Genomic DNA, 12,961 nt, shown 5'->3' with positions numbered 1-12,961 from the left:
ATGTCTGAGGCCGCGATCATTTCCGTGCGAGGAGTCACCAAGCAGTTCACCGGCGGAGACCGTACGGTGACGGCGCTTGAGGACATCGACCTGTCGATCGAGCGGGGCGAGTTCGTGTCCCTGCTGGGGCCCAGCGGCTGCGGCAAGAGCACCCTGCTGCGGATCCTGGCCGATCTCACCGAGCCGACCGACGGCACGGTGTCGCTCAACGGCAAGACGCCGGCGGCGTCCCGGTTGGACCGGGACTACGGCATGGTCTTCCAGCAGGCCGGCCTCTTCGAGTGGCGGACCGTGCAGCGCAACGTCGAGCTGCCGTTGCAGGTGGCGGGCGTGGACAAGGCGACGCGGCGGGCCAAGGCCCACGAGATGCTGGACCTGGTCCGGCTCTCCGACTTCTCCCGCCACTTCCCCTGGCAGCTCTCCGGCGGCATGCAGCAGCGGGTGGCGATCGCCCGCGCGTTGTCGGCGGACCCGGAGATCCTGTTCATGGACGAGCCGCTGGGCGCGCTCGACGAGATGAACCGCGAACGCCTGCAGGGCGAGTTGCTCCGGATCTGGTCGGACACCCGGACCACCGTCGTCTTCGTCACGCACAGCATCTCCGAGGCGGTCTTCCTCTCCTCGCGGATCGTCGTGATGTCCGCCCGTCCCGGTCGCATCGCCGCCAGCATCGACGTCGACCTGCCGTACCCGCGCACCGCGGCGACCCGGACCACCGACGCGTTCTTCGCCAAGGTCACCGAGGTGCGCGCGGCGCTGCACGGCGTCCCGGCCGAGCAGGCGGCCCGATGAGCGCCACGCCCCTCACCCGGACCGCCCCGTCCGCCGCCGGGGTCCGGACGGCCGTCGGCCGGTTCCTGCCGGTCGTGCTCACCGCCGTGGTGATCCTCGGCTCGTGGCAACTGGTCGTCACGATCTTCGACGTCCCGTCGTTCATCGTGCCGGCGCCGGTGGAGATCTCGTCCGCGTTCCGCTCCGAGTTCGGCACCATCATGTCGGCCTCGGTGATCACCGTGCGGGCGGTGCTCCTCGGCCTGCTCCTCGGCGCGGTCGCCGGGGTCTCGGTGGCCCTGGCGCTCAGCCGCTTCCCGGGCGTGTCCGGCCCGGTCCTGACCGCCGCCGTCATCATCAACTGCGCCCCGATCGTGGCTCTCGCGCCCATCTTCAACAACTGGTTCGGGGTCACCAACCCGATGTCCAAGGCGGGCGTGGCCGCGGTGATGGTCTTCTTCCCGGTCCTGGTCAACACCACCAGGGGACTCCTCCAGGTCTCACCCCTGCACCTGGAGATCATGCAGTCGCTCGCGGCACAGCCTCGACAGGTGGCGCTCATGCTGCGGCTGCCCAACGCGTTGCCGTACCTGTTCAACGCGCTCAAACTCGGCAGCACGCTCGCCGTGATCGGCGTGATCGTGACCGAGTACTTCGGTGGACCGAGCAACGCGCTCGGGGTGTACATCGCCTACCAGGCGGCCCTGCCCCGCTTCGAGTACGCCTGGGCCGGGATCGCCGTGGCCAGTGCCCTCGGTCTGCTGCTGTTCGGTGCCACGTCCCTCTTGGAACGCCTCCTGATGCCCTGGCACGAGTCCCTGCACGACAGCGACTCCTAAGCCCGGATCCCCCACGAACTGTTGGAGTCAGATATGGCCCTGCACCTACGGCGGACCTCGCGGAGGAACCGCCCGATCACGATCGCCGCCACCCTCACCGCCGTCCTGCTCGCCGCCTCGGCCTGCGGAGGCATGTCCGACGGCCCGAGCGAGTCCGCGGCCGAGGCCGCCAAGAACTGCGAGTCGACCACCAAGGTCCGGGTGGTGCTCCAGTGGGTCGCCCAGGCCCAGTTCGCCGGCTACTACGCGGCGAAGGAGAAGGGGTACTACGCCGAGGAGTGCCTCGACGTCACCATCCAGGAGGGTGGCGTCAACATCGTCCCCCAGCAGGTGCTCTCCGCCGGCAACGCCGAGTTCGCGGTCAGCCACGTCACCAAGACGATGGTCACCCGGGAGCAGGGCGCGGACCTGGTCAACATCGGCCAGGTGTTCCAGCGCGGCGCGTACCTCCAGGTCGCCTGGGCCGACTCCGGCATCAAGGAGCTGACCGACCTCAAGGGCAAGAAGGTCGGGAGCTGGGGCTACGGCAACGAACTCGTGCTGTTCGCCGCGATGAAGGACGCCGGTGTCGACCCGACCAAGGACGCCGAGATCATCCAGCAGCCGTTCGACATGTCGCTGCTGCTGCGCAAGGAGGTCGACGCCGCCCAGGCCAAGACCTACAACGAGTACGCCCAGTTGCTGGAGACCAAGAACCCGGACACCGGCGAGCTGTACCAGCCGTCGGACTTCTCCGTGATCAACCTCCAGGACGCCGGCTACACCAGCCTCGAGGACGGCGTCTACGCCCGGGGTGACTGGCTCAACGAGCAGGCCAACCAGGACACGGCGGTGAAGTTCCTCAAGGCCTCCTACCGGGGCTGGGGCTTCTGCCGCGACGAGCTGGACGACTGTGTGGACATCGTGCTCAACGCCGGCAGCGCGCTGGGCAAGGGACACCAGACCTGGATGCTCAACGAGATCAACAAGCTGATCTGGCCGGCCGCCAACGGCGTCGGGATGATGGACCAGGCGGCCTGGGACCAGACCATCAAGATCGCGATGGGCGGCGGGGTGCTCAAGGGTGTGCCGGACTCCGACGCGTTCCGCACCGACCTGTCCAAGCGTGCCAACGAGGAACTCGGCGCCGACGGCTTCGACGCCAACGGGAACTCCTACACACCGGAGACCGTGACGATCACGGAAGGCGGCAGGTAGGCGAGCGGCCGGGTGCCGGGCGGCTCCCACCGTTCGGCACCCGGCCGCAGCCGATGGCTTCTGCCAAGATGTGGCCGTATCTCACGGCTGACGGCGATTGATGGAGGTAGCGATGGCGCCCAGTGAGGCGGGCCTGGTGCGACGCACGATCTGGCTCCTGCGGGCGGTGGCGGCGCACCCGGAAGGTGTCGGGCTCAGCGAGGTCGCCCGCGAGGCGGGTATCCCGAAGGCCACCTGCTACCGGGTGCTCACCGTGCTGGAGCGGGAGAGCTGGCTCACCCTGGATCCGATCACCCGTCGCTACCGGGTGTCCCTCGGTCTGCTCTCCATCGTGGGCGGACTGCTCGACGGTGGTGGCGCCTACGGCCACATGCGGGAGGTGCTGCGCAACCTCGCCGAGGAGACCCGGGAGACCGCCGGCTTCGACGTGCTGCTGCCGCCGCAGGTGATGGTCGTGGCGCAGGTGCCGGGTCCGTCGCTGATCGGGCAGACGCTCAAGCCGGTACCCCGTACCCAGCCGGTCTGGGCCACCTCCACCGGCAAGGTGCTGCTGGCGGCGCTGAGCGCGGAGTCGGTGTGGGAGGACTTCACCGAGGAGTTCGCCGAGCACGCCCCGCCGGAGGTGGGCGACCTGGAGTCCTTCGTGGCCTCGCTGGACGCGGTCCGGGAGCGCGGGTTCGCCTTCGCGTACGACGAACTTGAGGTCGGGGCGGCGTCGGTCGCCGCGCCGGTGCGGCTGCGCGGCAACACGCCGTACGCGGTCTGGATCGGTGGGCCCACCTACCGGATCACCCGCGAGCGCATCGACACCATGGCGGAGTCGGTGATCAAGGCCGCCCGGCAGCTCACCGACCTGCTCAGTAACGCAGACATCGACATTCCGAGTGCCTTCGCCAGACGCTAGGGCACCCGCCGACCGCACGGCTCGTCCACGCGTGCGGTGAAGGAGGAGACAATGGCCGTACCAGCCGAGGTGTTGGCGGCGGCGCTGACGGTGGTCGACAAGACCCCCAAGGGGCTGTACGTCGACGGCGAGTGGCGCGCGGGTCGGGACGGTGCCGTCCTGCCCGTGGAGGACCCGGCGACCGGCACCACCATCGCCGAGGTGGCGGACGCCTCGGTCGAGGACGGGCGGGACGCGTTGGCCGCCGCCGCCCGGGCCCAGGCCGGGTGGGCCGCGACCCCGCCCCGGGAACGGGGCGAGGTGTTGCGCCGGGCGTTCGACCTGATCATCGAGCGCCGCGACGACCTGGCCCGGATGATGACCCTGGAGATGGGCAAGGCGTTCGCCGAGTCCCAGGCCGAGGTGAGTTACGCCGCCGAGTTCCTGCGCTGGTTCGCCGAGGAGGCGGTCCGCATCGACGGCGGCTACCTGCCGGCGCCGGGCGGCAACTCGCGGGTCGTGGTGATGCGCCAACCGGTCGGCCCCTGCCTGCTGGTGACCCCGTGGAACTTCCCGATGGCGATGGGCACCCGCAAGATCGGTCCCGCCCTGGCAGCCGGGTGCACCGTCGTGGTCAAGCCGGCCAAGCAGACGCCGTTGTCCATGTTGGCGTTGGTGCGGATCCTGGAGGAGGCGGGCCTGCCCCGGGGCGTGGTCAACGTGATCACCACCTCGCAGTCCGGCCGGGTCACCTCGGCCCTGCTCACCGACGAGCGACTGCGCAAGCTGTCGTTCACCGGTTCGACCCCGGTCGGCCGGACCCTGCTGGCCCAGTCCGCCGAGCGGGTGCTGCGTACCTCGATGGAGCTGGGCGGGAACGCGCCGTTCCTGGTCTTCGGCGACGCCGACCTCGACCTGGCCGTCGAGGGGGCGGTCCAGGCCAAGATGCGCAACGTCGGTGAGGCGTGCACCGCCGCGAACCGGTTCTACGTGCACCGCTCCGTGGCGCCGCACTTCGTCGAGGCGCTCGCCGAGCGGCTGGGCGGGCTGCGCGTCGGGCACGGGCTGGACCCGTCGACCGACGTGGGGCCGCTGATCGACGGCGTCGCGGTGACCTCGGTCGCCGAGCTGGTCGCCGACGCCACACAGGCGGGTGCGGCGGTCGTCACCGGTGGCGGGCCGGTCGAGGGAGCCGGGCACTTCTTCGCGCCGACCGTGCTCTCCGGCGTGCCGGAGGGCGCCCGGTGCGTCCGCGAGGAGATCTTCGGCCCGGTCGCCCCGGTGGTGGTCTTCGACGACGAGGACGAGGCGGTCGGCCTGGCCAACGACTCCGAGTACGGCCTGGCCGCGTACGTCTTCACCGAGAACCTGGGCCGTGGGCTGCGGGTGACCGAGCGGCTGGAGAGCGGGATGGTGGGGCTCAACCAGGGCGTCATCTCCAACCCGGCGGCCCCCTTCGGCGGTGTCAAGCAGTCCGGGACGGGCCGCGAGGGCGGGGCGGTCGGCATCGACGAGTACCTGTTCGTCAAGTACGCGGCGGTCCGGGCGCCATGGTGACCCGCTTCCTGTTGGCCGGGGTGCAGATGGCGCCGGTCTTCGGCGACGTCGCGGCGAACATCGCCGGCACCTCCGCCTGGATCCGGGCGGCGGCCGACCGGGGGGCCCGACTCGTGGTGCTGCCCGAGGCGGCCTCGGCGGGGTACGTCTTCGCCGACCGGGCGGAAGCGGCCCGGTACGCCCAGCCGGTGCCGGACGGGCCGACGGTCACCGCGTGGGCGCGGCTCGCCGCCGAGCTGGACGTCTGGATCGTCGGCGGGGTGACCGAGCGCGACGGCGACGCGGTCTTCAACTCGGCGGTGCTGCTCGGTCCGAGCGGCCACCTCGGCACGTTCCGCAAGGCCCACCTGTGGAACGACGAGAAGGAGATCTACGACCGCAACGCCGACGGCTTCCCGGTCTACGACACGCCACTGGGCCGCATCGGCATCGGGATCTGTTACGACGCCTGGTTCCCCGAGACGTTCCGCAGCGCCGCGTTGCAGGGCGCCGACCTGGTGGTGCTGCCGTCGAACTGGGTGCCGGTGCCGGGGCAGCCGACGGCGGCGCCCGCGATGGCGAACCTGATGTGCATGACCGGGGCGCACTCCAACCAGTGCTACGTCGCCGGGATCAGCCGGATCGGGGTGGAGAACGGTCAACCCTTCGTCGGCCGGTCCGTCCTGGTCGGACCGGACGGCTGGCCGATCGCCGGCCCGGCCAGCGGCGACCGCGAGGAACTCGTGCTGGCCGAGGTGGACCTGATCGGTACGCGGGCGCAACGGTGGCACAACCCGTTCAACCAACCGCTGGCCGACCGGCGGACCGATCTCTATGTGACCGGCGACGTCGACCGTGCCGGCGGTGCTGCCGTCACCGCGCTGACCTGCGTGGACGGCGACAGGTGAACCTCGCCGGATAGCCGGATACGTCCCTGAGGGCTATTGACTCGCACCCTCTGCAACGCCAGGATATGAACCAATGGTTCATCCAATGAACCACTAAGGAGTGATCGTGAGCATCCGGGTTCGCAAGCTGATCCGTCACCTCGAAGAGACGCGGCTGGAGAACGGCAGAGCGGTGCAGCCGGTGCACCGGGTCGCCTTCGCCGGCGTGGTCATCGAGAATCCCTACCCCAGCGAGTACGTGCAGGACCTGGTCACCCTCGCCGACGAGATCGGTCAGGAGATCGGCGAACTGGTCGGCCCCGCCTGCGTGGAACTGCTCGGCGCCGAGGTCGAGGCGTTCGGCAAGGCCGCGCTCGTCGGCATCGACGGTGAGGTCGAGCACGGCTCGGCGCTGATCCACAACCTGCGCTTCGGCAACGTGTTCCGCACCGCGGCCGGCGGCACCGAACTGCTGCCCGCCGCCGAGAAGGTCGGCGTGCCCGGCAGCCCGATCGACATCCCGCTCAAGCACAAGCTGGACTCCAAGACCCGTTCGCACCACCAGACGGTGACCCTCCAGGTGGCCGACGTGCCCCGGCCCCGGGAGATCCTCGTGGTCTGCGCCGCGTCGAACACCGGACGTCCGCTGGCCCGCCTCGCCGCCTTCGGCGCCGAGCTCAAGAGCAACTGACCTGAGCGCGCGACGGGACGGAGCCAGCCGATGACCATCACCGACACCGACACCACCACCTGGACCAGCGAGCGGCTCAAGGAGATCGACAAGGAGTACGTCATCCACTCCTGGTCGGTGCAGGGCAAGCTCGACCCCATCCCCGTGGCCGGCGGATCCGGTTCGTGGTTCTGGGACTACGACGGCCGCCGGTACCTCGACTTCCAGTCCCAACTGGTCAACCTGAACCTGGGCCACCAGCACCCCCGACTGGTCGAGGCGATCCGCGCCCAGGCCGAGCAGCTCTGCTACATCGGACCCGGCTTCGCCGAACGGTCCCGGGCGGAACTGGCCGAGATGATGGCCGGCATCACCCCCGGTGACCTCAAGATGAGCTTCTTCACCACCGGCGGCGCGGCGGCCAACGAGAACGCCGTCCGGCTGGCCCGGCACGTCACCGGCCGACAGAAGGTCATCGCGCGGTACCGCTCGTACCACGGCGCCACGGCGGGCGCGATGTCGCTGACCGGCGACCCGCGTCGCTGGGCGGCCGAGCCGGGGATGAGCGGTGTGGTGCGGATGCTCGACCCGTACACCTACCGCTGCCCGGCCGGGCACCCCGACCCGTGCCCGGTCTGCTCCGGCGGCCCGCACCTGGAGGAGATCCTCCGGTACGAGAACCCGGAGACCGTCGCCGCCGTGATCGTCGAGCCGGTCACCGGCACGAACGGGCTGCTCTACCCGCCGGACGGCTACCTGCGCTCGCTGCGGGAGGTCTGCGACCGGTACGGCATCCTGCTCATCTTCGACGAGGTGATGGCCGGGTTCGGGCGTACCGGCGAGTGGTTCGCCTGCGACCACTGGGACGTGGTGCCGGACATCCTCACCACCGCCAAGGGGCTGAACTCCGGGTACGTGCCGCTCGGCGCGATGACGGTCTCCACCCGGATCTCCGAGTGGCTGCGCGACAACATGTTCTGGGGCGGCCTGACGTACGCCGGGCACCCGCTCGCCTGCGCCTCCGGCGTGGCGTCCCTGCGGATCATGCAGGACGAGGGCGTGGTGGAGAACGCGCGGGCGATGGGGGAGCGGCTCGGTGCCGGTCTGGCCACGCTGGCGGAGCGCCACCCGAGCATCGGCGAGATCCGGGGCCGGGGGCTGTTCTACGGCGTGGAGCTGGTCCGCGACCGCGACACCCGGGAACCGCTCGTGCCGTTCAACGCCAAGGGACCGGCCGCCGCACCCGTCGGCCGGCTGCTCAAGGCCGCGATGCAGCGGGGCGTCTACCTGACTGCCAACTTCAACGTGCTGCGGCTGACCCCGCCCCTGGTCATCAACGCCGAGGAGATCGACCTGGCGCTCGGCGTCCTGGACGAGGTGCTCGACCTCGCCGACGAGCACTACCAGAACTGAGCGACGGCCCGGCGGGTGACGGACCCGCCGGGGAGAGGAGAGGCACGATGCCGACGACGCTGATCACCAACGGCACGGTCGTCAACGCCGACGCCGCGGTCCGCGCCGACGTGCTGGTACGCGACGGCCGGATCGTCGCCCTCGGCACCGGGACGGACTGGACCGCCGACCACGTGGTGGACGCGACGGGCAAGCTGGTCATGCCCGGTGGCATCGACGCGCACACCCACCTGGAGTACCCGGTCGACGGCTTCAGCACCCACACCGCCGACGACTTCCACAGCGGCACGGTCTCGGCGGCGTGCGGCGGCACCACCACGGTCATCGACTTCGTCAAGAAGGAACCCGACCGGACGCTGTACGACACGTACCTGCGGCGGCGGGACACGGCGGCGGCCAAGGCCGTCGTGGACGTCGGCCTGCACGCCATCGTCCCGCCCCGCGCCGCCCAGCCGGACGTCCTCGACGACCTGCGCCGGCTGGTCGGCGAGGGCGCGACGAGCTGGAAGTTCTTCATGGCCTACCCGGGCCAGATGGTCGACGACGACGAGCTGCTCGACGGCTTCGAACTGGCCCGCGACCTCGACGTGCTGCCGATGGTGCACGCCGAGAACGGGCACATGGTGGCCCGCGAGGTGCGGCGTCTGGTGGACAGCGGCCGGACCGCCGAGAACTTCCACATGCGGGCGCACGGGCACGACTCGGAGGCCGAGGCGGTGCACCGTGCCGTCGTGCTCGCCGAGAGCATCGGCACACCGCTGTACGTGGTGCACGTCTCCAGCGCGGAGGCGGCCGACGAGATCAGCCGGGCCCGGGCCGCCGGGTCACGGGTCTACGGCGAGACCTGCCCGCAGTACCTCGTGGTGGCCTACGAGGACTACGCCGACCTGGGGGAGCGGGCCGCCGCATACGTCTGCTCCCCGCCGATCCGGGAACGCAGCAACCAGGACGGCCTGTGGCGGATGCTCGCCACCGGCGCCCTGTCCACCGTCGCCACCGACCACGCCGGCTTCTGCCTGCACCAACCCGAGGACCTGCCGCCGCAGAAGCTGCGCAGCCCCGGTTACTTCCCGAAGGTGCCCAACGGCGTCCCCGGCGTCGAGGACCGGCTGATGGTCCTCTGGCAGTCCGGCGTGGTGAGCGGGGTGATCGACCCGTGCCGCTTCGTGGACCTGGTCGCCGCCCGACCGGCCAAGCTGTTCGGCCTGTTCCCCCGCAAGGGCATCGTCGCGGTCGGGGCGGACGCCGACCTGGTGGTCTGGGACCCGTCCGCCGACCACGTGATCACGGCGGCGGGCTCGCACACGCGCACCGACTACAACATCTACGAGGGCATGCGCGTGACCGGTCGACCCGTGCACGTCTTCTCCCGGGGCGAGCACCTGGTCGGCCCGGACGGCCTGCGGATCGACACCCCGGGCCGGGGCGCCTTCCTGACCCGCGACGCGCCGCGTCTCCTCTGACCCACCGAATCCCCTGCACCACGTACGAGCGGAGCTGGACAGATGACACTTCCCCTGGGTATCCACGTCGGTGAGCGACTCAGCCTGGAACAGACCTACTGGCAGGCCGAGTTCGCCGACCAGAACGGGTTCGAGTCCGTCTGGGTCGCCGAGGGACGACTCGCCCGCGACGGCATCGTCCCGGCGGCGATCATCGCGAGCAAGACGCGGAACGTGAAGATCGGCACCGGTGTGGTCAACAACAAGAGCCGCAACGCGGCCCTGATGGCGGTCACCTTCAAGACGCTGGACGAGGTCGCGCCGGGCCGGGCCATCCTGGGCATCGGCGCCTGGTGGGAGCCGCTGGCGACCAAGGTCGGCCAGCCGCTGTCCAAGCCGCTCAAGTCGATGCGCGAGTACATCGGCGTGCTCCAGGCGTTCTTCCGCAACGAGGTCGTCAACTTCGACGGCGAGTTCGTGCAGATGCAGGACGTGCGCTTCGACAGCATGTACCGGGAGAACAAGCCGGTCGACATCCCGATCTACATCGGCGCGGTCGGTCCCCGGATGCTCGAACTCGCCGGGGAGATCAGCGACGGCGTGCACATGGACTTCCTGCTGCCGCCGTCGTACATGGTGGGTGCCCGGCAGGCGATCGACCGTGGCCTGGCCAAGCGGACCGACGGCCGCGACGCCATCGACCTGACCCAGATCGTCTCGTGCAGCGTCAACGACGACGACCCGCAGGAGGCCATCGACGCCTGCAAGGCGTTCCTCACCCTCTATCTGTGCCAGCAGCCGCACATCGCGGAGCACTGCGGCGTGGAGCGGGAACTCGTCGACCGGTTGCAGGAGATCGCCGGCTGGCCCGCCACCCCGGAGGACATCAAGCGGGCGATGCACCTGGTCCCGAACAGCCTGGTGCAGAACGTCACCGCCTGCGGCACCACCGACGACGCCTTCCAGAAGCTCCAGGCGTACCAGGAGGCGGGCGTGCGCTGCCCGATCATCTCCACGCTCGGTGACAAGGAGCAGACCCTCACCCGGCTCGCCCAGGCCGCGAAGGCGTGACCCGGTGAGCACCCACCCCACCTGCCGCGTCGCCGTGGTCGGCGGCACCGGCCCGCAGGGCCGTGGGCTGGGCTACCGCCTGGCCCGCGCCGGACACCGGGTCGTCCTCGGCTCCCGCGACGCCGGACGCGCCGAGGCCGCCGCCGAGGAGCTGTCCCGTCAGGTCGGCGCCGCCCGCGTCACCGGCGCGACGAACCTGGCGGCGGCGACCGACGCCGACGTCGTCCTGCTCGCCGTGCCGTACGACGGGCACGCCGACCTGGTCACCGGACTGGCCCCGGCGCTCGCCGACACGCTGGTGGTGAGCTGCGTCAACCCGCTCGGCTTCGACCGCCACGGCCCGTACGGCGTCGCCGTGCTGGCCGGCAGCGCCGCCGAGGAGGCCGCCGCGCTGGTCCCCTCGGCCACCGTGGTCGGCGCGTTCCACCATTTGGCCGCCCCCCTCCTGCTCGACCCGGACGCCGACCTGAGCCACGAGGACGTCCTGGTCTGCGGGGACGACGTCGCCGCCAAGGAGCGCGTGATGGCCCTCGCCGTCGACGTGACCGGTGGCCGTGCCCTCGACGCCGGCCGGTTGCGGCTGGCCCGCCAACTGGAACCCCTGACCGCAGTCCTGATCAGCGTCAACAAGCGGTACAAGACCCGTTCGGGGCTGGCTCTGACCGGCCTCGCCCCGGCGGTCGGAAAGGTCCCCGCGTGAAACTCGCCGCCCTGCAACTCCGCGCCACCGACGACCGGACCGAGACGATCGGCCGTGCCGCCGACCTGATCGACGCCGCCGCCGACCAGGGCACCCGCATCCTGCTGCTGCCGGAACTGTTCGCGGTGCCGTTCGTCCAGCCCGAACCCGACCTGGACTACTTCCGGTACGCCGAGGGCCTCGACGGTCCGTCGAACCGGATGGCGGCCGAGCGGTCGAAGCGGCACCGGATGACGGTCGTCTCGTCGATCTTCGAGGCGGGCCAGGTCCCCGGCGTCTATCACAACACCGCCTGCACCTACGTCGACGGTGAACTCAAGTCGGTGTACCGCAAGTCGCACCTGCCGTTCTCCAACGGCTTCCCGGAGAAGTTCTACTTCCAGCCGGGCGGCACCGAGCCCGACGTGGTGCAGACCGGGGAGACCGGGGTCGGCACCATCATCTGCTACGAGCGGCACTTCCCCGAACTGAGCCGCGTGGTGGCCCTGCGCGGCGGGTCGGTGCTCTGCGTACCGGTCGCCTCGGCGAGCGCGCCGATGCGCGAGGTGTTCCAGTTGGAGCTGCGCGCCCACGCCGTGTTCAACGGGCTCTTCGTCATCTGCGCGAACCGGGTCGGCACCGAGGGCACCAAGGAGTACTTCGGGCTCAGCGCGGTCTACGGCCCCAACGGCGACGTACTCGCCCAGGCCGCCGACGACCGCGACGACATCGCCGTCGCCGAGGTGGACCTGGACCTGGTGGACCTGTCCCGTCGTCGCCGCCCGTTCCTGCGCGACCGCCGGCCCGAGCTGTACGGCCGGTTGACCCGGATGGAGCCGGAGACGTGACCCCGGGTCCGTGGGTGGTGGTCGTACCCGCCAAGTCCTTCGCGGCGGCCAAGACCAGGTGTGTGGGGCTGGCCGCCGCCGACCGTGCCGCGCTGGCCCGGGCGATGCTGACCGACGTGGTCGGTGGGCTGACCCGGGCCCGGCGGGTCCGCGCCGTGGTCGTCGCCAGCACCGACCCGGAGGTCACCGCCACGGCGTTGGCCTGCGGCGCCGTGGTCGCCGGCCGGATCGGCCCGCCCGATCTGAACCGGGAGGTCGACGCGGCGCTGCGGCTCGCCGGCGAGGCGTACGGCGACGCGCGTCTGGCCGTGGTGATGGCCGACCTCGCCGCCGCCCGACCGGCGGAGTTCGACGCGGCGCTGGCGGCGGCCGGACCGTACCCACGGGCCGTCGTCCCGGACGCCGACGGCACCGGCACCACCCTGCTGGCGCTGACCGAGGCCGCCGACTTCCGTCCCTACCTCGGGCCCGGCTCGCGCCGCCGCTTCCTCGCCGACGGCTATCACGACCTGCCGGTGCTCGCCCCAGGGCTGCGCCGGGACGTGGACACCGTGGCCCACCTGCTGGACCTGCGGGCCGGTCACCTCGGGGCCAACACCCGCGCGTGGGCCGCGACACCGCCGTCCGTCGGTCCGCCTCGCGTCACCCGGCCCGTTCGCCCGGCCTACCCGCACGCCGTCCGGCATCCGGCCTGAGGCCGCCTCGGCCCGGACGGTCGAGAATGG

13 protein-coding genes are annotated in these 12,961 nt (G+C 71.1%); all 13 read left to right on the top strand.

What is annotated here, in order from left to right; all coding sequences use genetic code 11:
- The 13 genes from ABT008_RS16095 to cofC all read left to right on the top strand — a co-directional run bounded on the left by ABT008_RS16095 (position 1) and on the right by cofC (position 12,931).
- Positions 1-792: an ABC transporter ATP-binding protein gene (locus ABT008_RS16095; RefSeq protein WP_350696997.1), complete on the top strand. Its 792-nt coding sequence runs from the start codon at positions 1-3 to the stop codon at positions 790-792.
- Entirely contained in the window at positions 789-1,610 is an 822-nt protein-coding gene (locus tag ABT008_RS16090; protein WP_350696996.1) for an ABC transporter permease, read from the top strand. The genes ABT008_RS16095 and ABT008_RS16090 overlap by 4 nt, the downstream gene beginning before the upstream one ends.
- Before the next feature lie 33 nt (positions 1,611-1,643).
- Positions 1,644-2,807, top strand: coding sequence for an ABC transporter substrate-binding protein (locus ABT008_RS16085; RefSeq protein ID WP_350696995.1), 1,164 nt, complete (start codon positions 1,644-1,646; stop codon positions 2,805-2,807).
- Between the two features lie 112 nt (positions 2,808-2,919).
- Entirely contained in the window at positions 2,920-3,711 is a 792-nt protein-coding gene (locus ABT008_RS16080; RefSeq protein ID WP_161594958.1) for an IclR family transcriptional regulator, read from the top strand.
- A gap of 51 nt (positions 3,712-3,762) precedes the next feature.
- Positions 3,763-5,247 (top strand): NAD-dependent succinate-semialdehyde dehydrogenase, encoded by a 1,485-nt coding sequence (locus tag ABT008_RS16075; protein ID WP_350696994.1) that lies wholly within the window; start codon positions 3,763-3,765, stop codon positions 5,245-5,247.
- Positions 5,241-6,134: a nitrilase family protein gene (locus ABT008_RS16070; RefSeq protein WP_350696993.1), complete on the top strand. Its 894-nt coding sequence runs from the start codon at positions 5,241-5,243 to the stop codon at positions 6,132-6,134. Before ABT008_RS16075 ends, ABT008_RS16070 begins: the two co-directional genes overlap by 7 nt.
- Positions 6,135-6,240: 106 nt before the next feature.
- Positions 6,241-6,804: an amino acid synthesis family protein gene (locus ABT008_RS16065; RefSeq protein WP_199489138.1), complete on the top strand. Its 564-nt coding sequence runs from the start codon at positions 6,241-6,243 to the stop codon at positions 6,802-6,804.
- 30 nt (positions 6,805-6,834) lie between these two features.
- Complete coding sequence (locus ABT008_RS16060; RefSeq protein WP_350696992.1) at positions 6,835-8,196, top strand: aminotransferase class III-fold pyridoxal phosphate-dependent enzyme; 1,362 nt, start codon at positions 6,835-6,837, stop codon at positions 8,194-8,196.
- Between the two features lie 47 nt (positions 8,197-8,243).
- Positions 8,244-9,659 (top strand): dihydropyrimidinase, encoded by a 1,416-nt coding sequence (gene hydA / locus ABT008_RS16055; protein ID WP_350696991.1) that lies wholly within the window; start codon positions 8,244-8,246, stop codon positions 9,657-9,659.
- A 42-nt stretch (positions 9,660-9,701) separates the two neighbouring features.
- Positions 9,702-10,709 carry an LLM class flavin-dependent oxidoreductase gene (locus ABT008_RS16050; protein ID WP_350696990.1) on the top strand — a complete coding sequence of 336 codons (1,008 nt, stop codon included), beginning with the start codon at positions 9,702-9,704 and terminating at the stop codon, positions 10,707-10,709.
- A 4-nt stretch (positions 10,710-10,713) separates the two neighbouring features.
- Positions 10,714-11,409 carry an NADPH-dependent F420 reductase gene (gene npdG, locus ABT008_RS16045; protein WP_350696989.1) on the top strand — a complete coding sequence of 232 codons (696 nt, stop codon included), beginning with the start codon at positions 10,714-10,716 and terminating at the stop codon, positions 11,407-11,409.
- Positions 11,406-12,236: a nitrilase-related carbon-nitrogen hydrolase gene (locus tag ABT008_RS16040; RefSeq protein ID WP_131053162.1), complete on the top strand. Its 831-nt coding sequence runs from the start codon at positions 11,406-11,408 to the stop codon at positions 12,234-12,236. Before npdG ends, ABT008_RS16040 begins: the two co-directional genes overlap by 4 nt.
- A complete protein-coding gene (gene cofC, locus ABT008_RS16035) occupies positions 12,233-12,931 on the top strand; it encodes a 2-phospho-L-lactate guanylyltransferase (RefSeq protein ID WP_350696988.1) in 699 nt (232 codons plus the stop codon). The genes ABT008_RS16040 and cofC overlap by 4 nt, the downstream gene beginning before the upstream one ends.
- Positions 12,932-12,961 lie beyond the last annotated feature (30 nt).

It is taken from the genome of Micromonospora sp. NPDC002389 (assembly GCF_040296095.1).
In the GTDB taxonomy this organism is placed as follows: domain Bacteria; phylum Actinomycetota; class Actinomycetes; order Mycobacteriales; family Micromonosporaceae; genus Micromonospora.
Note: the sequence above shows the minus strand (reverse complement) of the source record. Positions and strands in the feature narration are given on the sequence as shown.

What these genes read in the sequence shown, in the direction of transcription:
- ABT008_RS16090 (WP_350696996.1), top strand. Translation starts at nt 789, where the DNA reads ATGAGCGCCACGCCCCTCACCCGGACCGCCCCGTCCGCCGCCGGGGTC.
- ABT008_RS16050 (WP_350696990.1), top strand. Translation starts at nt 9,702, where the DNA reads ATGACACTTCCCCTGGGTATCCACGTCGGTGAGCGACTCAGCCTGGAA.
- ABT008_RS16070 (WP_350696993.1), top strand. Translation starts at nt 5,241, where the DNA reads ATGGTGACCCGCTTCCTGTTGGCCGGGGTGCAGATGGCGCCGGTCTTC.
- ABT008_RS16095 (WP_350696997.1), top strand. Translation starts at nt 1, where the DNA reads ATGTCTGAGGCCGCGATCATTTCCGTGCGAGGAGTCACCAAGCAGTTC.
- ABT008_RS16085 (WP_350696995.1), top strand. Translation starts at nt 1,644, where the DNA reads ATGGCCCTGCACCTACGGCGGACCTCGCGGAGGAACCGCCCGATCACG.
- ABT008_RS16060 (WP_350696992.1), top strand. Translation starts at nt 6,835, where the DNA reads ATGACCATCACCGACACCGACACCACCACCTGGACCAGCGAGCGGCTC.
- ABT008_RS16080 (WP_161594958.1), top strand. Translation starts at nt 2,920, where the DNA reads ATGGCGCCCAGTGAGGCGGGCCTGGTGCGACGCACGATCTGGCTCCTG.
- ABT008_RS16075 (WP_350696994.1), top strand. Translation starts at nt 3,763, where the DNA reads ATGGCCGTACCAGCCGAGGTGTTGGCGGCGGCGCTGACGGTGGTCGAC.
- hydA (WP_350696991.1), top strand. Translation starts at nt 8,244, where the DNA reads ATGCCGACGACGCTGATCACCAACGGCACGGTCGTCAACGCCGACGCC.